At 64.8% G+C, this 21885-nt stretch carries 17 protein-coding genes; 7 read left to right on the forward strand and 10 right to left on the reverse strand.

Annotated features, from left to right (window positions below; all coding sequences use genetic code 11):
• The first annotated feature begins 1 nt into the window (after window position 1).
• Together AC0L3C_RS22480 and AC0L3C_RS22485 are read left to right on the forward strand one after the other, a co-directional pair.
• On the forward strand, window positions 2-2314 hold the full coding sequence (locus AC0L3C_RS22480; RefSeq protein WP_473409005.1) for a xanthine dehydrogenase family protein molybdopterin-binding subunit: 2313 nt from the start codon (window positions 2-4) through the stop codon (window positions 2312-2314).
• Window positions 2315-2371: 57 nt separating this feature from the next.
• Window positions 2372-2632: a hypothetical protein gene (locus AC0L3C_RS22485; RefSeq protein ID WP_473409006.1), complete on the forward strand. Its 261-nt coding sequence runs from the start codon at window positions 2372-2374 to the stop codon at window positions 2630-2632.
• Between the two features lie 297 nt (window positions 2633-2929).
• Here AC0L3C_RS22485 and AC0L3C_RS22490 read toward each other — a convergent pair whose 3' ends face one another.
• The 5 genes from AC0L3C_RS22490 to AC0L3C_RS22510 all read right to left on the reverse strand — a co-directional run bounded on the left by AC0L3C_RS22490 (window position 2930) and on the right by AC0L3C_RS22510 (window position 8885).
• Window positions 2930-4657 carry a methanol/ethanol family PQQ-dependent dehydrogenase gene (locus AC0L3C_RS22490; RefSeq protein WP_473264957.1) on the reverse strand — a complete coding sequence of 576 codons (1728 nt, stop codon included), beginning with the start codon at window positions 4655-4657 and terminating at the stop codon, window positions 2930-2932.
• A gap of 116 nt (window positions 4658-4773) precedes the next feature.
• Window positions 4774-5427, reverse strand: a complete 654-nt coding sequence (locus AC0L3C_RS22495) for a QcrA and Rieske domain-containing protein (RefSeq protein ID WP_473281893.1) — start codon at window positions 5425-5427, stop codon at window positions 4774-4776.
• A gap of 266 nt (window positions 5428-5693) precedes the next feature.
• On the reverse strand, window positions 5694-6158 hold the full coding sequence (locus AC0L3C_RS22500; RefSeq protein ID WP_473264959.1) for a group III truncated hemoglobin: 465 nt from the start codon (window positions 6156-6158) through the stop codon (window positions 5694-5696).
• 136 nt (window positions 6159-6294) lie between these two features.
• Window positions 6295-7146 carry a 3-hydroxybutyryl-CoA dehydrogenase gene (locus AC0L3C_RS22505; protein ID WP_473409007.1) on the reverse strand — a complete coding sequence of 284 codons (852 nt, stop codon included), beginning with the start codon at window positions 7144-7146 and terminating at the stop codon, window positions 6295-6297.
• A 260-nt stretch (window positions 7147-7406) separates the two neighbouring features.
• The gene (locus AC0L3C_RS22510) at window positions 7407-8885 is read right to left on the reverse strand and encodes an FAD-binding oxidoreductase (protein WP_473264960.1); all 1479 of its coding nucleotides are present in this window, start codon (window positions 8883-8885) and stop codon (window positions 7407-7409) included.
• A gap of 224 nt (window positions 8886-9109) precedes the next feature.
• Between AC0L3C_RS22510 and hisC the strand changes: the two genes are divergently transcribed.
• Both hisC and AC0L3C_RS22520 read left to right on the forward strand, forming a co-directional pair.
• Window positions 9110-10162, forward strand: a complete 1053-nt coding sequence (hisC, locus tag AC0L3C_RS22515; RefSeq protein WP_473409008.1) for a histidinol-phosphate transaminase — start codon at window positions 9110-9112, stop codon at window positions 10160-10162.
• A gap of 175 nt (window positions 10163-10337) precedes the next feature.
• On the forward strand, window positions 10338-11036 hold the full coding sequence (locus tag AC0L3C_RS22520) for an ABC transporter permease (RefSeq protein ID WP_473264962.1): 699 nt from the start codon (window positions 10338-10340) through the stop codon (window positions 11034-11036).
• Here the strand turns inward: AC0L3C_RS22520 and AC0L3C_RS22525 are convergent.
• Window positions 11010-11819: an ABC transporter substrate-binding protein gene (locus AC0L3C_RS22525; protein WP_473409009.1), complete on the reverse strand. Its 810-nt coding sequence runs from the start codon at window positions 11817-11819 to the stop codon at window positions 11010-11012. The two genes, AC0L3C_RS22520 and AC0L3C_RS22525, sit on opposite strands and share 27 nt — an antisense overlap.
• Window positions 11820-11991: 172 nt before the next feature.
• Here AC0L3C_RS22525 and AC0L3C_RS22530 point away from each other — a divergent pair, with 172 nt between their 5' ends.
• On the forward strand, window positions 11992-12264 hold the full coding sequence (locus AC0L3C_RS22530; RefSeq protein ID WP_473264964.1) for a hypothetical protein: 273 nt from the start codon (window positions 11992-11994) through the stop codon (window positions 12262-12264).
• Between the two features lie 282 nt (window positions 12265-12546).
• Entirely contained in the window at window positions 12547-13614 is a 1068-nt protein-coding gene (locus tag AC0L3C_RS22535) for a hypothetical protein (RefSeq protein WP_473409010.1), read from the forward strand.
• A gap of 17 nt (window positions 13615-13631) precedes the next feature.
• Here the strand turns inward: AC0L3C_RS22535 and AC0L3C_RS22540 are convergent, their stop codons facing one another.
• On the reverse strand, window positions 13632-14948 hold the full coding sequence (locus AC0L3C_RS22540; RefSeq protein WP_473409011.1) for an alpha/beta hydrolase: 1317 nt from the start codon (window positions 14946-14948) through the stop codon (window positions 13632-13634).
• A gap of 402 nt (window positions 14949-15350) precedes the next feature.
• Between AC0L3C_RS22540 and AC0L3C_RS22545 the strand changes: the two genes are divergently transcribed.
• On the forward strand, window positions 15351-17360 hold the full coding sequence (locus tag AC0L3C_RS22545; RefSeq protein WP_473264967.1) for a putative bifunctional diguanylate cyclase/phosphodiesterase: 2010 nt from the start codon (window positions 15351-15353) through the stop codon (window positions 17358-17360).
• Between the two features lie 7 nt (window positions 17361-17367).
• Here the strand turns inward: AC0L3C_RS22545 and hutU are convergent, their stop codons facing one another.
• Genes hutU through hutI form a run of 3 tightly spaced genes read right to left on the reverse strand, consistent with a single transcriptional unit; the run spans window position 17368 to window position 21819 of the window.
• On the reverse strand, window positions 17368-19035 hold the full coding sequence (gene hutU, locus AC0L3C_RS22550; RefSeq protein ID WP_473264968.1) for a urocanate hydratase: 1668 nt from the start codon (window positions 19033-19035) through the stop codon (window positions 17368-17370).
• A 13-nt stretch (window positions 19036-19048) separates the two neighbouring features.
• Entirely contained in the window at window positions 19049-20608 is a 1560-nt protein-coding gene (gene hutH / locus AC0L3C_RS22555; RefSeq protein WP_473409012.1) for a histidine ammonia-lyase, read from the reverse strand.
• The gene (gene hutI / locus AC0L3C_RS22560; protein ID WP_473409013.1) at window positions 20605-21819 is read right to left on the reverse strand and encodes an imidazolonepropionase; all 1215 of its coding nucleotides are present in this window, start codon (window positions 21817-21819) and stop codon (window positions 20605-20607) included. The genes hutH and hutI overlap by 4 nt, the downstream gene beginning before the upstream one ends.
• Between the last annotated feature and the right edge of the window lie 66 nt (window positions 21820-21885).

Below are 21885 nucleotides of genomic sequence, written 5' to 3' on the forward strand. Positions count from 1 at the left end.
CATGAATTTCATCGACAACCCGAAGAAGCTTCGTGGCTTCGAGAAGAACATCAAGGTCGAGAAGGTTTCGCGCCGCAGCATCCTGAAGGGGCTCGGCATCACCGGCGGCTTCGTGCTCGCGGCGCCCGTGATGTCGCGCCAGGCGTTCGCCTACGAGACCGGCGCCGGCAAGATGCCGCACGGCGTCGTGGTCGATCCGCGCGTATTCGTCGCGGTCGCACCCGACGGCACCGTCACCATCCTCGCCCACCGCGCCGAAATGGGCACCGGCGTGCGCACCAGCCTGCCGCTGATCGTGGCCGAGGAGATGGAAGCCGACTGGTCGCGGGTCAAGGTGGAACAGGCCCATGGCGACGAGGTCAAGTTCGGCAACCAGGACACCGACGGCTCGCGCAGCACGCGGCACTATTTGATGCCGATGCGCCAGATCGGTGCCTCCGCCCGCACCATGCTGGAGCAAGCCGCCGCGAAACGCTGGGGTGTGCCGGCAACCGAGGTCAAGGCCGTCAATCACGAGGTCGTCCACAGCGCGACGAGCCGCAAGCTTGGCTTCGGCGAGCTCGCAGCCGATGCCGCCAAGGAATCGGTGCCGAGCATCGAAGGGCTCAAGCTGAAGGACCCCAAGGACTTCCGCTATCTCGGCAAGGGCCAGATCGGCATCGTCGATCTCCACGACATCACCACCGGCAAGGCGCGTTACGGCGCCGACGTGCGGCTGCCTGGCATGAAGTATGCCGTGATCGCGCGCCCGCCGGTGACCGGCGGCAAGCTGGTCAAGTTCGATCCGGACGCGGCGTTGAAGGTCCCCGGTGTCGAGAAGGTGATGCAGGTGCGCGGCTGGCCGTGGCCGTCGAAATTCCAGCCGCTCGGCGGCGTTGCCGTGATCGCGCGCAACACCGGCGCGGCGATCAAGGGCCGCGACGCGCTGAAGCTGACCTGGGACGACGGCGCCAACGGCAAATACGATTCCGTCGCCTACCGTAAGGAGCTCGAGGAGGCCTCGCGCAAGCCGGGTCTTGTGGTGCGCCAGGAAGGCGACGCCGAGGCTGCTCTGAAGGGCGCCGACAAGGTCGTCGTCGGCGAATATTATCTGCCGCATCTTGCCCATGTCAGCATGGAGCCGCCGGTGGCAGTCGCCGACGTCAAGGGTGACAAGGCGGAGATCTGGGCGCCGGTGCAGAGCCCGGGCGGTACGCGCGAGGACGTCGCGAAGACGCTCGGCATTCCCGAGGGCAACGTCACGGTCAACGTCACGCTGCTCGGCGGCGGCTTCGGCCGCAAGTCGAAATGCGACTTCGCGCTCGAGGCCGCGCTGCTGTCGAAGGAGCTCGGCGTGCCCGTCAAGGTGCAGTGGACGCGCGAGGACGACGTCCGCCACGATTTCCTGCACACGGTCTCCGTGGAACGGATCGAGGCGGGGCTCGACAAGAGCGGAAAAGTGATCGCTTGGCGCCATCGCAGCGTGGCCCCGAGCATCGGCTCGACGTTTGCGGCAGGTGCAAAGCACCAGGCGCCTTTCGAGCTCGGCATGGGCCTCGTGGACATGCCGTTCGAGATCGCCAACATCTCCTGCGAGAACCCCGAGGCTGCGGCGTTCACCCGCATCGGCTGGTTCCGCTCGGTCTCGAACATCCCGCGCGCCTTCGCGGTCCAGTCGATGGTGGGCGAGATCGCCCATGCGACCGGCCGCGACCAGAAGGAGACGCTGCTCGCGCTGATCGGCAGCCCGCGCATCGTCAAGCCTGCTGTGAAGGACATGTGGAACTACGGCGAGCCCTTGGACAGCTATCCGATCGACACCGCGCGCCTGCGCAAGGTGGTCGAGCTGGTCGCCGAGAAGGGCGAATGGGGCCGTCAAGTGCCGACAGGCCATGGCCTCGGCATCGCCGTGCACCGCAGCTTCGTCAGCTATATCGCGACCATCGTCGAGGTGGCCATCGACGACAAGGGCAAGCTGACGGTGCCGCGGGTGGACACCGCCATCGACTGCGGCACCTATGTCAACCCCGAGCGCATCGCCTCCCAGATCGAGGGCGCGGCGATCATGGGGCTCAGTCTCGCCAAATACGGCGAGATCACCTTCAAGGACGGCAAGGTGCAGCAGAAGAACTTCGACGACTTCCAGGTCCTCAGGATCGACGAATCCCCTGCGGTGACCAACGTCTACATCGTGCCGCCAGGACCCGACACGCCGCCGAGCGGCGTGGGCGAGCCCGGCGTCCCGCCATTCGCGCCGGCGCTGATGAACGCCATCTTCGCCGCGACCGGAAAGCGCGTCCGCAGCCTTCCGCTCGGCAAGCAATTGGAAGCGTAAAGGCGGGAACACAAGGCGGCCTCGCGCCGTTTGCATCGATCTGACAGGAGCAGATCGATGACCCATATCTCAAAGGCGCTCGCAGTCCCGTTGCTGTCGAGCGCCTTTCTTTTGACGGCCACTGGCGTATACGCCCAGAGCAACACCGCGCCGCCGACCACCGCGACGCGCCCCAGCACGCCGGACCAGAACTCTCTCCCTAACACCAATGCCACGCCGCCCTCGACCAGCCAGACCACCGGGCAGCACAATCCCGATCCCAAGGTTCGCGAGATGAACCAGAAGGCAAAGGACAAGGTCGAGCGCGAGGGGAAGTAGCGATCTGCGCATCTGCGTTTTGACGCCGTGATTATCGGCTCTAGTTCTTCGCCGAGCCCTCTCCCCTTGCTTGCGGGAGAGGGCAGCGACGCCGGTGGCCACGATCACGCTTGGGTGAGGGGTATGCCTGCGCGAGTCTTGCACCTTGTGATGCGCGGATAGAACCCCTCATCCGGCGCTTCGCGCCACCTTCTCCGCAAGGGGAGAAGGGACAACGCCGACGCAAAATGCGGCGGACGTTGCCGTCCGCCGCATTTGCCCCCTGACACTCCGCTTCTTTCGATCCGCCAGCGGAGCTTATTTCTTCAGCGCGAACACCCAGATCACGCCGCCCTGCGGCACGTTGGCTTCGATGCCGATATCGTTGGTCACGAGTGCATCCTGGATGCGCTGCGCATCCACGCCCCATCCCGACTGGATCGCGATGTATTGCGTGCCGTCGATCTCATAGGACACCGGCATGCCCATGATGCCGGAGTTGGTCTTCTGCTCCCAGAGCAGCTCGCCGGACTTCGCGTTGAAGGCGCGGAAGTTGCGGTCGTTGGTGCCGCCCACGAAGACGAGATCGCCTGCGGTCGCCGTCACCGATCCGAACAGCTGCGACTTGGGGAAGTTGTGCTGCCACACCTTCTTGCCCGTGGCAGGATCCCAAGCCTGGAGCTCGCCGAAATGATCGGCACCCGGCTTCGTCTTCAGGCCGATGTCCTCCGGCTTGGTGCCGAGCCAGAGCTCGCCGGGCTTGAGCGGAACCTTCTCGCCGGTGAACCCGCCGCAGAAATTCTCGTTGGCGGGCACGTAGACGAGGCCGGTCTTCTGGCTGTAGGCCGCCGACGGCCAATCCTTGCCGCCCCACAGCGACGGACAGAACTCCACGCGCTTGCCGACCATCGGCTTGTGCGCGGGATCGACGATCGGCCTGCCGCTCTCGGCGTCGATGCCCTTCCAGACGTCGGTGGAGACGAACGGCCAGCCGGCGACGTAGTTGATTTTGGTCGGTGTGCGCTCGAGTATCCAGAAGATCGCATCGCGTCCCGGATGGACCAGGCTCTTGATGTTGCGACCGTCGCGTTGCAGGTCGATCAACATCGGCGCTTCGACCTCGTCCCAGTCCCAGGAATCGTTCTGGTGATACTGGTGATAGGTCTTGATCTTGCCGGTGTTCGGATCGAGCGCGAGCACGGAGGAGGTATAGAGATTGTCGCCGGGATGCATCTCGCCGGGCCACGGCGCGGCGTTGCCGACGCCCCAATAGATCGTCTTGGTGTCCTTGTCGTAATTGCCGGTCATCCAGGCCGAGCCGCCGCCGTTCTTCCAATCCTCGCCCTGCCAGGTGTCGTGGCCGGGTTCGCCTTCGCCGGGAATGGTATAGGTCCGCCACAGCTCCTTGCCGTCCTTGGCATCATAGGCGGCGACATAGCCGCGCACGCCGAACTCGCCGCCGGAGCCACCCACGATGACCTTGCCGTCGACGATCAGCGGCATCAGGGTCATGTACTGGCCCTTCTTGTAGTCCTGCACCTTGGTGTCCCACACCACCTTGCCGGTCTTGGCGTCGAGCGCGACGACATGGTCGTCGGTGGTGGCAAGATAGAGCTTGTCCTCCCAGAGGCCGACGCCGCGGCTGGTCGGATGCAGCTGGAATAGATCGTCGGGGAGCTGCCGCTTGTAGCGCCAATACTCGTCACCGGTCTTGGCGTTCAGCGCGATCACCTGCCCCATCGGGGTCGCAACGAACATCACGCCGTTGTTGACGATCGGCGGCGCTTCGTGACCTTCGACGACGCCGGTCGCGAAGGTCCAGACCGGGGTGAGGTTCTTCACATTCGAGGTGTTGATCTGGTCGAGCGGGCTGTAGCCCTGCCCGTCATAGGTCCGCCGGTAAAGCATCCAGTTGGCGGGCTCCGGGTTTTCCAACCGCTGCGCCGTGACCGGCGCGTAGTTCTCGACCGGGCCTGATATGGCGGCGGTCGAGGCAAGACATGTGAAGGCGACGAAGCCGGACAGTAACCACTGCTTCCTGGTCATGGCGTTCCCCTTTTTTCATTCGTTTTAATTCTTGTTTTGAATTCTTGTCGTTCGTCCCGTCGTCCGCCCATCGGCGGATGCGGTCTCTCATGACGCGGGCACAACCCGCACGCCCATCATCCCGGCTGCGCGCCACCTACCTTTCCGACGAAATTTCCGGCGACGCTGAGCGAGCCGTCAGCCAGCGCCAGCGGCAGCGCAGCGAGCCGTCGCGGCGCCGGCCCGAACACGACCTGTGCGCCCGCGCGAGGATCGTATTCGGAGTTGTGGCACATGCATTTGAGCACTTCCTTGTCACCGACATCGCTCTTCACCCACGCCGTGACGGGACAGCCGGCATGCGAGCAGATTGCCGAATAGGCGATGATGCCGTCGACGGCGCGCGCTTTCGTCTGCTCGTCGAGCTCCGCGGGGTCGAGCCGGATAATCAGGATCTCGTTGAGGCGCGAGGCGCTGCGCACGACCGATGTCTTCGGATCTTTCGGCCAGGCATGCACCGGCGGTCCGCCGGCCGACAGAGCGGCCGCGGTGACGGGCTTTCCCTCCTGATCGCCTTCGGAGAATACGAGCAGATCGCCCTTCTGAGGCCGCTCGTCGGAGCCGGGCGCATCCTCGCTCGCGTGGACCTGCGTGGAACAGGCGAGGCACGCCGTCGTGGCCAGCGCGCTCATCAACAGCGCCCGCCGGGTTTGCTCCGTGCACGCGTCAGCTTCGGATTCCGCTGTGTTGTCGGAGGATGAAGAGGATGGGTTGAACGATGCACGCGACATGTTCACAAGCAGGCGCTGGAACTCTGCCGAAAAAAAGGCAAAGATTTTTTCCCGCAGTGCATCACACGGTTATGCTCGCACTGATTGAACTCGAACACCCGCATTTTCGCGCATTTTTTTAATTGCAACGTCACGCTGCGCGACCGGCATGATGATTTTGCAGATCAGGTTAATGCTATTGGTATTGGTGCAATGCGCCGACGCTCGGCGCGAACCATAGCGCCATCAGTGCGGCTTGCGCGTTTCTCAGGCAGGCATTTTGTATTCTAGGAGCGGAGCACGTGACGCGGCGACGCGATACGGCCGGCCAAGGTTGCCGATGCCATCTCAAAGCTGTCGGCGATGCGGCGCGCTCTGTCGATGAACAGCGCGGCTGCCTGCGGCGGGCAGACCTCGCGCGCGGTCTGTTCGAACAGATCTAGCCAGCGGTCGAAATGATCCCCGACCAAGTTCAGTGGCATATGCGCCCGCATCGGCGAACCATGGTAGCGGCCGCTCATCAGCACGACCGACGACCAGAAATCCCGGAGCTTGGCCAGATGCTCGTCCCAATTCTGAACGATCACGAACACCGACCCCAGCAACTCATCCTCGCGCACGCGCCCGTAGAAACGGGTCACGAGTTCCCCGATCATCTCTTCGGTGATCCCCGTGCGCTCGATTGCATCCTGGGTCAGCAAATTCCGCCGCGCGGCCGCCGCCTCGCGCTCGGCCTTCAGTCGATCCGACATGTCCCTTGTTATCCGTTCCGTTGTTCCCGCAGGCCGCCCGTTCGACATTGTCGGGCCGATTGCGCGCGGCGTCTTTGTCGCAGCGCAAATCGCGGGGTCCGGCGGCAGGTACCAACGCCCGCCGCCTGCGCCATCGTCAGGCGCTATAGGTGTAAAAGCCCTGCCCCGTCTTGCGGCCGAGATGGCCGGCATCGACCATTTCCTTGAGCAAGGGCGCCGGACGGTATTTGGGGTCGTTGAAGCCTTTGTAAAAGACCTCCATCACCGACAACATGGTGTCGAGTCCGACGAGATCGGCGAGCGCCAGCGGCCCGATTGGATGGTTGCAGCCGAGCTTCATGCCGGCATCGATCTCTTCCGCCGTCGCAATCCCCTCCTGCAGCGCGAAGATCGCCTCGTTGATCATCGGGCACAGGATGCGGTTGACGGCGAAGCCGGGGCTGTTCTTGGCCGTGATTGCCACCTTGCCGACGCGCTTGGCGAAATCGAGCGCCTTGACGTGGGTGTCGTCGGAGGTCTGCAAGCCGCGGATGAGCTCCAGCAGCGCCATCACCGGAACCGGATTGAAGAAGTGCATGCCGATGAAGCGGTCGGGGCGGTCGGTCGCCGCGGCGAGCTTCGTGATCGAGATCGACGAGGTGTTCGTGGCGAGCAGCGTGCGCGGTGACAGCGTCGCGCAGAGATCCTTCAGGATCTTGACCTTGAGGTCCTCGTTCTCGGTCGCGGCCTCGATGACGAGATCGCAATCGACGAGCTTGGCGCGGTCCGTGGTGCCGGTGATGCGCTTGAGCGTGGCGTCGCGATCGGCCGCCGACATCTTCTCCTTCTTGACCAGGCGCTCGAGGCTGCCGCCAACCGTCGAAATCCCGCGGTTCACTGCCGCATCGGAAATATCGACCATCACGACCGAAAGCCCGGCCGCGGCACAAATCTGCGCGATGCCGTTCCCCATGGTCCCTGCCCCGATGATGCCAACGGTCTGGATCATTGCCTCAAATCCTTCATCCTTGTGGACGTGCCATACCGGCCCCGTCCCATTGTTCCTGGATCAGGGTCTAGCACCGCTCCCGGGCGGGTGCGACCTGATCCTGTCCCTTCCTTAAAGCATCCAAGGCGGGAATAAAGCTGCCTTTCGGCCGCGAAACGGCATGATTCGCGCTCCCGGGCCTGTTTGGCCCGGCCAATCTGCGGCACCCGTCTCTGGAAGCGCCGAGCGTTCGGAAGCACCGAGCTCGAGGCGGTAGCGGCTCAATCGAGACGAAGTACCTTGCCCGGATTCATGATGTTCTTGGGATCGAGCGCTCGCTTGATCGTGCGCATGATGTCGAGCTCGGTCCGGGAGCGATAGTGCTGGAGCTCGTCGAGCTTCTCGATGCCGATGCCATGTTCCGCCGAGATCGAGCCGCCCATGGAGGTGACGAGGTCGTTGACGGCCCGTGTGATTGCCGCGGAATACTGGGACAGCGTATCGAGGTCCATGCCCTTCGGACCCATGAAGGAGAAGTGCACATTGCCGTCTCCGATATGGCCGAGCGGATAGGGGCGGATCGTCGGCAGGATGGCGAGCACGGCATCAAGACCGCTGTCGATAAACTCGGGGATCCTGGAGACCGCGACGGACACGTCGTAGCTCAAGCCCGGCCCTTCTGTGCGCGATGCCTCGGCCACGCTCTCGCGAATTCGCCACATGTTGCGCGACTGCGCTTCGGTTTGCGCGATCACCGCATCCAGCACCCGGCCCGCCTCGAGGTGGTCGGCCAGGAACTGCTCCATCCTGTCCGACATGCCCGTGCCGCCGTCCTGCCGTGGCCGGGCCGACGACCATTCGAGAAGGAGATACCATTCGGTCTCAGCCTTGAGAGGATCCTGGGTGCCGGGAATGTGGCGCAGCACCATGTCGGTGCACGCACGGCTGATGAGCTCGCAGGAACCGACATTGTCATCGGAAGCGGCATGCGCCTCCGACAGAAGGTCGATGGCGGCCTTGGGATCGCGGATTGCAAGCCATGCCGTGCATACGTCTTTCGGCGCCGGCCAGAGTTTCAGCACCGCCTTGGTGATGATGCCGAGCGTCCCTTCGGCGCCCATGAACAGATGCTTGAGGTCATAGCCGGTGTTGTCCTTCTTGAGTGCGCGCAGGCCCTCCCAGACATCGCCATTAGCCAGCACGACCTCCAGACCCAACACCAGATTTCGCGCATTGCCATAACGCAGCACCTGCACGCCGCCGGCATTGGTGGACAGATTGCCTCCGATCATGCACGAGCCCTGAGCACCGAGGCTGAGCGGAAAGAGGCGGTCGTGGCGCGCGGCTGTGTCCTGAAGCGTCTCGAGGATGCAGCCTGCCTCCACCGTCATGGCGTAGCCGACGGGATCGACATCCAGCACCTGGTTCATGCGACCGAGCGACAGCACGATGCCGCGGTGCATGGGCCACGGCGTAGCGCCGCCCATCAGGCCGGTGTTGCCACCTTGCGGAACGATGGCAATGCCGTTGTCGTAGCAGAGCTTGACGACAGCGGAGACTTCCGCGGTGCTGGCCGGACGCACGACCGCCGCGGCCTGCCCCGCCAGCGTGCCGCGCCAGTCGGTCACGAAGGGCAGCTTGTCTGGTTCGTCGAGGATCAGGCCTTTGTCGCCGACGATGGCCCGCAAGCGGTCGAGAACGGCTGAGGCGACGGGTGCGGTCGGAATCGAGGGAGCGCTGGGAAGGGCTGCACCCGGCATGTGTTCCTCTCTTTTCGGCCGTTCGGCGCCTTGGGGCGCGCCAGCCTTCGTTCTTGTTTTCATTCTGGGCGGTGGTGCGATGACCCTAGCATAAGGGTCGCGCTTGCGGGAACGTCTCCGGCAGTAAACGTCGTGCGGATTTGCCTGGAATGCTGAATGCAGGCGCACTTCCGCCGAGGTCCCGCATACCGTACTGTGCCCCGATCAAGTTCGGATTGGAGATCATGAGCCGCTTCTGGAGTCCGGTCGTCCACACGCTTTCGCCGTACGTCCCCGGCGAGCAGCCCAAGCAGGACGGCATCGTCAAGCTCAATACCAACGAGAATCCCTACCCGCCCTCGCCGCGCGTGCTGGCGGCGATCGCATCGGCCGCGGAGCGGCTGCGCCTTTATCCCGATCCTCGCGCGACGCGCCTGCGCGAGGCGATCGCGGCCCATTGCGATGTGGCGCCCGAGCAAGTGTTCGTCGGCAACGGCTCCGACGAGGTTCTGGCCCACACCTTCCAGGCGCTTCTGAAGCACGAACCACCGCTTCTATTCCCCGACGTCACCTACAGCTTCTACCCCGTCTATTGCGGCCTCTATGGAATAACGCACGACGAGGTGCCGCTCGATGCTGCGATGAGGATCGATATCTCCGACTACAGGCGACCATCGAGTGCCATCCTCCTCTGCAACCCGAACGCTCCTACCGGCATCGCGCTTCAGCGCGACGCAATCGCATCGCTGCTGGCCGAACAGCCGGACCGGCTGGTGGTGGTGGACGAGGCCTATGTCGATTTCGGCGCCGAGAGCGCCGTGCCGCTGGTTGCACGCCACGACAATCTGCTGGTCATCCAGACCTTCTCGAAGTCGCGCTCGCTCGCTGGCCTGCGGGTTGGTTTTGCCATCGGCCAACGACCGCTGATCGAAGCGCTGGAACGGGTGAAGGACAGCTTCAACTCCTATCCGCTCGATTGCCTCGCGATCGCCGGCGCCGTCGCCGCGATCGAGGATGACGGCTGGTTCCGAGACAGCCGTGCCCGCATCATCGCAAGCCGCGAAACCTTGGCCCGCGATCTCAGACAGCTCGGCTTCGAAGTGTTGCCGTCGCTCGCCAACTTCGTCTTCGCACGCCATCGAAGCCGGAGCGGAGCAGATCTCGCGGCAGCGCTTCGGCAGCGTGGCGTTGTGGTCCGTCATTTCGGAAAGCCGCGCATCGAGGACTTCCTCCGCATCACGGTCGGAACGGAGGCCGAGTGTGCCCGGCTTGTTGAAGTGCTGCGCGGCTTGATCTGAGCCTCGACGGTGCCATGCCGCACGGGGCTTTGATTCCGGTCAAATTCGGGTTACCAAACCGCTCCGCCGTCGCCTTGCACGACGATGCCCTCAGGGAAATATACGTGAATCACCTCCGCAGCCCCGGAATCGACGCACCCCAGCCATGGCGGCGGGCGCCGAAGCTCGGGCACGGATGAACGACTTCGCGCGATCCATCGGCGCCGCATTCGCGCTGATCGGCGAGGCCGACGCAGAGCTTCTGCGCATCGTCGGACTGTCGGTTCGCGTCAGCCTGACCGCCAGCATCCTGGCGCTTCTGATTGGGGCGCCGTTCGGAGCCCTGCTTGCGATCACCCGGTTCCGCGGACGGCAGGTCATCATCGTCCTCACCAATGCCTTGCTTGGTCTTCCGCCGGTGGTGGTCGGGCTCGCGCTTTATCTCCTGCTGTCGCGCTCCGGCCCGCTCGGGCCCGCCGGCCTGTTGTTCACGCCGGCGGCCATGGTGGTTGCGCAGACGCTGCTCGCGACACCGATCGTGGTCGCACTGGTGCACCGGCCGGCGAGCCTGCTGTGGGCGGAGTATGGCGACCTGGCGCGGATCGACGGGCTGTCAACGCTACGCAGCATCGGCTTGCTGTTCGCGCTGGGCCGGACCTCGCTGCTGACGGCCTTTCTCGCAGCCTTCGGGCGCGCGATCGCCGAGGTCGGCGCCATCCTCATCGTCGGCGGGAACATCCGCGGCTTCACGCGCACGATGACGACCGCGATCGCGCTGGAGACCAGCAAGGGCGACCTACCGCTGGCGCTCGGGCTCGGGCTGATCCTGCTCGCACTCAGCGTCGCAGTGTCGACCGTCGCCTTCCTGCTAGTGGGGCGCGTTGGGGAAAAATAGCTGCTCGCCCCCGACCTTGTAGCCGGCGATGGCCTCCTGCCCCCCAGGAGAGATCAGCCAGTCGATGAAGGCCTGCCCGTCCCGCGCCCTCACGTTTGCATGCTTGGCCGGATTGACCAGCATGACGCCGTACTGGTTGAACAGCCGCTTGTCGCCTTCGGTCAGGACGGCGAGCTCGCCGCGGTTCTTGAATGACAACCAGGTGCCGCGGTCCGACAGGAGATAGGCATTCGACGACGACGCCATGTTCAGTGCCGGGCCCATGCCCTGACCGATCTCGCGATACCAGCCGTCTTTGGCGGCACGGAGGTCGACGCCAGCCTCCTTCCAAAGACGCAATTCGGCGGCGTGCGTGCCGGACTTGTCGCCGCGCGAGATGAACGGCGCCTTCGCGGCCGCGATCTTGCGCAGCGCCTCGGCCACGTCCTTGCCGCCGGCGATCTTCGCGGGATCGCTCTTCGGCCCGACAATGACGAAGTCGTTGTACATGACGTCGAAGCGCTTCACACCCTCGCCTTCGGACATGAACTTGTCTTCGGCAGGCCTGTCATGGACGAACACGACGTCTGCATCGCCGCGCCGTCCGATGTCGAGCGCCTGGCCCGTGCCGACGGCCACGACCTTCACGTCTATGCCCGCGGCCTTCGAGAACAGCGGCAGCAAATAGCCGAACAGCCCCGACTGTTCCGTCGACGTCGTCGAGGCCACAGTGATGGCGCGCTCCTGCGCGACTGCGATCGTGGACCAGAGCAGAACCGCTCCGAGAGTCAGTATCCTTTTCATGCCTCGTCCTTACACCAGATGCCCGATGTTCCAAACTCTACCGTCGATAGAGCCCTACAGGGAACGCGACAAGCGCCCCAAGGCGTTTGGTCATGATCCTCGCGACGTCTCCCCGTGAGGAACGTCCGCTCCGCGCGCAAGTTGTCCTCGCGTCAACCCAGGAGGAAACCAGATGAAGAAGATCATTTTGGCATCCGCATGCATCATGGCGCTGGCGACCGGCAGCGCCTTTGCGCAGACACAACCCGCCCCAGGCGCATCCGGCCAGGGCGACGTTGGCCCCTCGTCGCGGGGCCCCGCGACCAAGGGCATGACGACCGGCGCATCGTCGAACATGCAGAACGAGGCCGCCGACAGCAAGGGCAAGCAGACTCCGTCGGCGGGCGGCAGCAACACCAATAACATGGGCAGCCAGGCCGGCGGCGGCGCTGGCTCCGGAAAGTAGGCCGGCATCGGTCGGAAATTCTGAGGGGGCGATCGCCCCCCTCTCCCCAGACGCCTTCGTGCGGCTCAAGTATGTCGTCACCGATGTTATGCGTGAAGGGTTTGCTGTCGAACGAAGAGTATTGGCGGGCGGCACCTTGACTACAGTCACGCGGCAAAACTGAAAGCGTGGATGTTCTGCAATTGGTCCCATCTACATTGACATCAGTGTGACAGCCGGGGATTTTTACATTGCTGGCGAATCAGCGATGCCTTAAGCCGAGTACCTCTTGGACAACTCCCAGTGCTTTCGAGACTGATATCGTTGCTGCGCCGCATCCCCGCGGTGAAATGGGCGTTCAAGCGGCTTCGGCCCGCGCCGCACGGCGGCAGCATCGACGTCGCGCCTGATACCGCAGACGCCTCGCTCGCCCTTGTTGCTGACTTCGCAGAAGCCGCGGAGGTTCTCGACACCAGCATCGGCGCGGATCCGACGCACTGCGACCCCGCGGTCGCAGCTTCAGCCCCCGAAGACGACAGCGCCAGCCCTGTCGTCGCGGAGAGCACGTCGGAAGCGCCAGCCGATGTCAGCGGCAGCGGCGAATCATCCCCGGAGACGGCGGCGGAAGTCGAGCCGGTCGCCGTAGGAGCTTCGGTCGCGACCATCGACATCCTGCGCGAAGCGATCGACATCCCCGAACTCATCATCAACAGAGATCCAACTTCCGAACTCGCGGCCGACGTTGAGCCCGTTGTCGCGGAGAAGGCCTCGTCTGTCGATGTCGAGGTCGTCCCGGTTGACGCGATCGCGCCCGTCGTCGACGTGGATACTTTCTCGACTCTCGACGACACGTGCGTCGCGTTCGCGGATCGCGACATCTCGCTGGAGCATGTCCCCGAGGAGAGCATCGACAGCGATCCCTCCGGCGGCGAACTGGAAGATTCCACCGAGACGCCCGGCGTCGTCACAACTATCGAGCCAGCTCCGGCCCTTGTGTCTCCCGCTCCGGAGATCCCGAGTGCACCGAAAGCTCGCGTGAGAGCCGTAGAACCCGCCGACCGGGCCACGCTGATCCGGCAGCGTTGGGCGGAGACCGGGATCAGGATGTGGAATCCGCGGCTTCACGGCGCCGGCGATGCCACGCTGAACATCCAGGGGAGCGTCGGGCTGCTGCCGCCCGCGCCCGGCGAGACGATGCCGCGCTACGACAAGCTGGAATTCAGGATGCTCGGCGGACAGATCGTTTGCGAAGGCGTGATTGTCGAAGCACCCGCGCATGCAAGCCAGCGCAGTTTTACGCGGCTCGCCGAGCCGGGGAAACCCGACCGTGTCCGCGAGCCAATGCGCGAACGCCAGGCCGCCCTCGCCTGACCCTTTATTCCCTGCGCTCAAGGGATAGGATAGCCCTTCCAGACCCACTCTAGCGCCGACGGCAGCGTCTGCGCGATCGTGGGACGGTCGACGTGCTTGGCGTTGCGCACGAACAGGAACTGATAGTGGTAGCCCTTCTCCGCCAGCACCTTGGCCATCAGCGCGTTGGAGAGGGTCCAGTCGTGCATGCCGTCGGGAATGGTGGGGTTCGGATAGAACAGGTCCTGGTCGCCGCCGAAGAACCAGAAGCGGATCGGCTTGGCCGGCGCAGCGACGATCAGCGGCACGCCGGGCGGCCCGGCCGGCGTGAGCACGCCCGCCTTGGAGATGAGATTGGGTGTGGCCGGCCCCGTCCATGCGCTGTGATATTCCCAGGCGCCACCGCGCAGCGACGGGTCATGCGGCCATTGCTGGTTGACCATAGTCGGCGAGAACGCCAGCACGCGGTGATAGAGATCGGGATAGAACCACGCCATGGTGAAGGCTGCCACGCCGCTCGAACTCAGCCCCATGGTCGCACGCCCATCGGGATTTTTGGTCAGCCTGACCTCGGCGTTCTTTTCGACCAGCGGCAGCACTTCACGCTCGACGAATTGCGCGTAGGCGCCTGACACCGCGTCATATTCGCGGCCGCGCTGACTGCCCTGCGCGTCCTGCCCGCCATTGCCGATCTGGATCGCGATCATCGGCGGCACGCGGCGCTGCGCGATCAGATTGTCGAGCGTGACGGTGAGATCCTTGTAGGCATTGGAGCCGCCGTCGCCGACCACGATGAACGGCGCCTCGGTGCCGCGCACATATTGCGCCGGCACGTAGACGTCGATGGTGCGCGACCAGATCCCTGGATGGCTGGTGGTGACGATCATGTGCGACTTGTCGTTCGGCGCCGTGATGGTCGTCATGATCGAGGAATTGGTGCAACCGGCAAGATCGTCACGGATCAGGCCCGGATTGTAGATGGTGCTCTCCTTCGACGACAACGTGAAGGACTTTGTCGTCCCACGCGGCACGCCCTCCTTCGCGATCGTCTCCGGCGCAGGATTGTGGGTGGGACCGATGATGAAATTGCCCTCGGCGCCCGGTGGCGGCAGCGTTCCGTCAGGAAGCTCGGTGGCGCGCGGGTAATTGGGATTGGAGGGATCGCGCGTCGGAGGCGCCGTCTTGAAGTCGAGACCCGTCGTATCGATGAAGAACGGGCCCGCCTTGTCGGCGGTGTTGGCCCCAGGCGGCACAGCCATATTCTGGGTGACGCAGGCCGGCTGCGAGAAGGCAATCGAAGTGAAGGAGACGAGGGAAATCAGCGTCCCCGTAAGGACGGAGAATGATTTGGTCATTTCAGCTCCCGATGCCGACGAGTCTTTCTGGCTCGCCTTGGGGCAAGGTATGGCGAGCCGACTGCGCGCGGTCAAACCTCAGCCGGCCGCGTTGCAGCGATGGCCGCCATGGTCAAAACGGACAGGCACGGTTATTCCGCGCATTGCCACGAAATCGTCGGTGCGACAATACGTTGCGCTGGCGCACATGGTTAGCGGAGCCTAGCCGCTACTTATGCAGGCTCTTTCAGCCAATCCCCGCACTTCCGCCGCCGGATATCGTTAACGCAGCCTCACCGGTGCGCGTATCGAGAAGATCAGCGGCGCGTCGGACCTCTCGCGAAAGGCTCCAATCTAACGCGCCCTTTACCCTCGCCGTGCAAGATCGGCCGCGTTTCGAAGGAATCCAGGGCTGAAATTGCAATGCCTGTCACCAACTTGAAGTCTCATCTAGCTGCCGTTGTGGAGCTGTTTCGGGTGCCGGCCGACAATCCGGAACTGATGCGCGCGCAATTCGACGCGTTCTCAAAACAAATCCCGCTGCTCTATTTCATCCTGATCACAAACACGATCGCGGTGGCTTATACCTATGTGCCGCTGGCACCGCCCTCGCTCAGTATGATCGTGCCCGCCCTGTTGATCGCGATCACAGGCTTTCGCACATTCTGGTGGCTGCGCCAGCGCCGCGTCGTGCGCACCGATGCCGACATCCTGCGCAATCTGCGCTTTACCAACTGGATCGCGGCGCCGATCGGCGCAGGCTTCACAGCATGGTCCTTCGCACTCTACCCTTACGGCGATGCTTTCGCCAAGAGTCAGGTGGCCTTCTACATGGCGGTGACCGTGATCGGCTGCATTTTCTCGCTGATGCATCTGCGCTCGGCGGCACTGATCGTGACGCTGGTCGTCGACGTGCCCTATGTGCTGTTCTTCTGGGCCACCGGCGAGCCGACGCTGAAGGCGATCGCCGTCAACAATCTGCTCGTGTCGGGGGCGATGGTGACGGTGCTGTTCATCTACTATCGGGACTTCGCCGATCTCGTCGCGAGCCGCAAATCGCTGCTGGCGCAGCAGGCCGCCACCCAGGCCCTTTCGGACGAGAACTTCCGCCTCGCCAACCTCGATTCCCTGACGGAGTTGCCGAACCGCCGCCGCTTCTTCGCCGAGTTGTCGAGCGCGTTCACCGATGCCGAGCGCAGGAACGTTCGAGTCGCGGTCGGGATCATCGACCTCGATGGCTTCAAGCCGATCAATGACAATTACGGCCACTCCGTCGGCGACCGCGTTCTGATCGAGGCGGGCCGGCGCATCCGCGAGGTCTGCGAGGGCTTCGGTCCGCAGCGGGTGGAATTCGCCAGGCTCGGCGGCGACGAGTTTGGTCTCGTCGTGTGCGGCGACCCTGACGATACGGATCTGATGCGGCTCGGCGAACGCGTTGGTGACCAGGTCAAGCTGCCCTACCAGCTCGACACCGCCCATACCGGGCTGTCCTGCTCGATCGGCTTCGCGCTATTCCCGCAATCGGCAACGACGGCGGAAGCGCTCTATGAATGCGCCGACTATTCGCTCTATCACGCCAAGCGCCATCTGCGCGGCCGCACCGTGATCTTCTCGAGCGAGCTCGAGGCCGAGATCCGCAGCCGCGGCGTCATCGAGAATTTGCTGCGCACCGCCGATTTCAGCACCGAGATGGACCTGGTGTTCCAGCCGATCGTAGACGCCATGAGCGAGCACACCGCCGGCTTCGAGGTCCTGGCGCGCTGGCACAGCGCCCGCCTTGGCCTGGTTTCGCCGGCCGACTTCATTCCGGCCGCCGAGCGCATCGGCCTGATCCGGCCGCTGACGCAGGCGCTGCTGGTACGTGCGCTCGCGACGGCCAGGACCTGGCCCGACCACATCCGCCTGTCGTTCAACCTGTCCGCCCACGACGTCTGCTCGCCCGAGGGCATCCTGCCGCTGATCACCATCGTGGAGACGAGCGGGCTGCCGCCGCGCCGGATCGACTTCGAGATCACCGAGACCGCCGTCACCTTCGATTTCGTACGCGCGCAACAGTCGATCGCGGCATTGAAGGCGATGGGTTGCGGCATTTCGCTGGACGATTTCGGCACCGGCTACTCCTCGCTGAGCCACGTGCACTGGCTGCCGCTCGACAAAATCAAGATCGACCGCAGCTTCATCGCCGACGTCAACGACAATCCAGTGAGCCACAAGATCATCAAGTCTCTCACGGGCCTCTGTGACGACATGGAGATCGCCTGCGTCGCCGAGGGCGTCGAGACCCGCGCTCAGCTCGACACCTTGCGCCGGCTGGGATGCGACTTCATCCAGGGCTACTACTTCGCAAAGCCCATGCACGGCGACGCTATCGACGAGTATCTCGCAAAGGAACGCCAACGCCTCAGCGGCGCCGGAGCCAGGGTCGTGGCCTGAGTCGCGCCTAGCGCAGGCTCGGCAGATCGAGCCCTTTGTCGCGGGCGCAGTCGATCGCGGTGTCGTAGCCCGCGTCGGCGTGGCGCATGACGCCGCTGGCAGGATCGTTCCAGAGCACGCGCGCGATCCGCTTCGCCGCTTCCGGCGTGCCGTCGGCGACGATCACCATGCCGGCATGCTGGGAATAGCCGATGCCGACGCCGCCGCCGTGATGCAGCGACACCCAGGTCGCGCCGCTGGCGCAATTGAGCAGCGCGTTGAGCAAGGGCCAGTCGGACACAGCGTCCGAACCGTCCTTCATCGCTTCGGTTTCGCGGTTGGGGCTCGCCACCGAGCCGCTGTCGAGATGGTCGCGGCCGATCACGATGGGTGCCTTCAATTCGCCACGCGCCACCATCTCGTTGAAGGCAAGGCCCAGGCGATCGCGATCGCCGAGCCCGACCCAGCAGATCCGCGCCGGCAGGCCCTGGAACTTGATGCGCTCTTTGGCCATGTCGAGCCAATTGTGCAGGTGCTTGTCGTCAGGCATCAGCTCCTTGACCTTGGCATCGGTCTTGAAGATGTCCTCGGGATCGCCCGACAGCGCAGCCCAGCGGAAAGGCCCGACGCCGCGGCAGAACAAGGGACGGATATAGGCGGGGACGAAGCCGGGGAAATCGAAGGCATTCTTCAGGCCCATGTCCTGCGCCATCTGGCGGATGTTGTTGCCGTAGTCGAGCGTCGGAATGCCTTGCGCATGGAAATCCAGCATGGCCTGGACGTGCTCGACCATCGAGATCTTCGAGGCGCGCTCCACGGCCTTGGGGTCGGCGGCGCGCTTGGTCTCCCACTCCGCAAGCGTCCAGCCCTTCGGCAAATAGCCGTTGATCGGATCGTGCGCGCTGGTCTGATCGGTGACGATGTCGGGCCTGACACGACGGCGGACCAGCTCGGGAAATATCTCGGCGGCATTGCCGAGCAGGCCGACCGAGACCGCCTTCTTCGTCTTCGCCGCCTCCGCCATGATCGCAAGCGCCTCGTCGAGCGTTGCGGCCTGGCGATCGAGATACCCGGTGCGCAGACGCATCTCGATGCGGCTCGGCTGGCATTCGACCGCCAGCATCGAAGCCCCGGCCATGGTCGCTGCCAGCGGCTGCGCGCCGCCCATGCCGCCGAGACCGGCCGTCAGAATCCATTTGCCGGCGAGGCTGCCGCCGTAATGGCGACGCCCGACCTCGACAAACGTCTCGTAGGTGCCCTGCACGATGCCCTGGCTGCCGATATAGATCCAGGAACCCGCCGTCATCTGGCCGTACATCATCAGGCCCTTGCGATCGAGCTCGTTGAAATGATCGAGCGTCGCCCAGTGCGGCACGATGTTGGAGTTGGCGATCAGCACGCGCGGCGCGTCGGCATGGGTGCGGAACACGCCGACCGGCTTGCCGGACTGGACCAGCAGCGTCTGGTCGTCCTCGAGCTCGCGCAGCGAAGCAACGATCCGGTCGAAGCTCTCCCAGTCGCGCGCGGCGCGGCCGATGCCGCCATAGACGACCAGCTCGCTCGGACGTTCTGCAACGTCGGGATCGAGATTGTTCATGAGCATGCGCAAGGGAGCTTCCGTCAACCAGCTCTTGGCGCTGATTTCGCTGCCGCGGGGCGCGCGGATGGTGCGTTCATTGTCCAGTCGGCGGTTCATGCGGAGCACCTCGTCAGGCAAGCGTCGGAAACGGGTCGGTTGAAAGTACGGCGAGCACCGCAGCCGGCAGCGCGTCGGCCTCGACCAGCGCAGCAGCCTTGGCGAGATCGCCGGCCATGTAGCGGTCGGCGCCGAGCTGCGGCACCTGCTCGCGCAGTGCGGCGATGACGGCGGCGAGCGGCGCGCTGGTCGCATGCGGCGCGCGCAGTGTGATGCCTTGGGCGGCCACCAAGAACTCGATGCCCAGGATTGTGGCGAGATTGTCCGCCATGTCGGACAGGCGCCGTGCAGCATGCGCGGCCATCGAGACATGGTCTTCCTGGTTGGCACTGGTCGGCGTCGAGTCGGTCGAACAGGCGGCCGCGCGCTGCTTGTTCTCGGCATAGAGCGCGGCCGCCGTCACCTCGGCGATCATGAAGCCGGAATTGATACCGGGATCGGGAGTGAGGAACGGCGGCAGGCCGAAATTGAGCGCGGGATCGACCAGCGTCGCGATGCGCCGCTCGCTGATCGCGCCGATCTCCGAGAGCGCGAGCGCGATGGTATCCGCGGCAAAGGCCACCGGTTCGGCATGGAAATTGCCGCCGGAGACGATCTCGCCGGTCTCGACCAGCACGAGCGGATTGTCGGTGACGGCATTGGCCTCGACGACAAGCGTCCGCGCCGCCTGCACGATCAGGTCGAGCGCCGCGCCCGCAACCTGCGGCTGGCAGCGCAGGCAATAGGGATCCTGCACGCGCTCGTCGCCTTCGAGATGCGATAGGCGGATGTCGCTGCCGTCGAGCAGCGCCATCAGGGTTGCCGCCGCCGCGGCCTGTCCGGAATGGCCGCGCAGCGCCTGGATCTCGGGGCGGAACGGCGCCGTCGAGGCCATCGCCGCATCGACCGACAGCGCGCCGGTGACGAGCGCGGCGCGGGCCAGGCGAAATGCGCGCAGCACGCCGGAGATGGCGTAAGCGGTGGAGAATTGCGTGCCGTTGATCAGCGCGAGCCCTTCCTTGGGACCGAGCGTCAGTGGAGTCAGGCCGGCCGCGGCGAGCGCGTCGCTGCCCGACACGGTCTTGCCGTCGACGATCGCCTGCCCTTCGCCGATCATCACCGCGGTCATATGCGCGAGCGGCGCGAGATCGCCAGAAGCGCCGACCGAACCTTGCTGCGGCACCAGCGGTGAGACGCGCTGCGCCAGCATGGCCTGCAGCTGCTCGATCACCTCGCGGCGCACGCCGGAGGCGCCGCGCCCGAGCGAGATGATTTTCAGCGCCATCATCAGACGGACGATCGGTTCGGGCGTCGCCGTGCCAACGCCGCAGCAATGCGAGACGATGAGATTGCGCTGGAGCAGCGCGGTCTGATCGGGCGGGATGCGCTTCGACGCCAGCTTCCCGAAGCCGGTGTTGATGCCGTAGACGGGAGCATCCGCTCGCGCGGCCCTTGCCACGATCTCCGCGGCCGCGTCGACCCGCGGCCAGAACGAGGGATCGAGAACGACAGATGTGCCTTCGAGCACGCACGCGAGATCATCGAGGCTGACCGTTCCCGGCTTGACGACGATCGGCGCGCGCGGCTCCGTCACTGTCCCCTCCACACCCGGCGGTGCAGCGGATTGAAGCCGATGCGGTAGACCAGCTCGGCAGGGCGCTCGATGCCCCAGATCGCAAGGTCGCACCATTTGCCGGCCTCGAGCGTGCCGGTATCATGGAGCACGCCGAGCGCTCGCGCGCCTTCACGAGTGACACCGGCAAGGCACTCGGTCACATTCATTCGGAACAGCGTCGCGCCCATGTTCATGGCGAGCAGGAGCGATGTCAGCGGCGAGCTGCCCGGATTGCAGTCGGTCGCCAGCGCCATGGCAACGCCGTGCTTGCGGAATGCCTCGACCGGCGGTTTTTGCGTCTCGCGGATGAAGTAGAAGGCGCCGGGCAGCAGCACGGCCACCGTTTGAGCTTTTGCCATTGCCGCTGCACCGGCTTCGTCGGTGTGCTCGAGGTGATCGGCCGATAGCGCCGAGAATTTTGCGGCGAGCGCAGCGCCGCCGAGATTCGAGAGCTGGTCGGCATGCAGCTTGACCGGCAGTCCAAGCCGGCTCGCCGTCTCGAACACCCGAGCCGTCTGCTCCCCGGAGAATGCGATACCCTCCATGAAGGCATCGACGGCATCAGCCAGGCCCGCCTGCGCGACCGCCGGCAACATCTCCCTGCAGACGAGATCGATGTAGCGATCCTTGTTGCCGTCGGCCTCCGGCGGCAGCGCATGCGCACCAAGAAACGAGGTTCGAATCGCGACCGACCGCTGACGACCCAGGCTTCGCGCGGCGGCCAGCTGCCGCATCTCGGTCTCGGTGTCCAAGCCGTAGCCGGACTTGATCTCGACCGTGGTGGCACCCTCGCCAATCAGCGCATCGAGCCGCGGCAGCGCGTGTGCTACGAGCTCGGCCTCGCTTGCCTTGCGTGTCGCGGCCACCGTCGAGACGATGCCGCCGCCGGCGCGCGCGATCTCCTCGTAGCTCGCGCCCTTCAGGCGCAGCTCGAATTCATGGGCGCGGTTGCCGCCATAGACCAGATGGGTGTGACAATCGACGAGACCAGGCGTGATCCAACGCCCCTCGCAATCGATCCGGTCGGCTGCATCGGCGCTCGCCGGAAAATCGGCCTGCGAACCCGCATAGACGATACGGCCGCCGCGCGCAGCGATCACGCCGTGCTCGATCTCGCCGAGATCGGGACGGTCGGCCCGCATCGTGGCGAGCCGGCCGTTATGCCAGATCCGGTCGAAGCGCTCTGCCATGCAACTGTCCCTTCGTGGATGCCCCTGCGCCCTGGGATGCTTGACTTATATGTCTAGACATATAAT

The sequence above is a fragment of the Bradyrhizobium sp. WSM4872 genome (genome assembly GCF_055811715.1).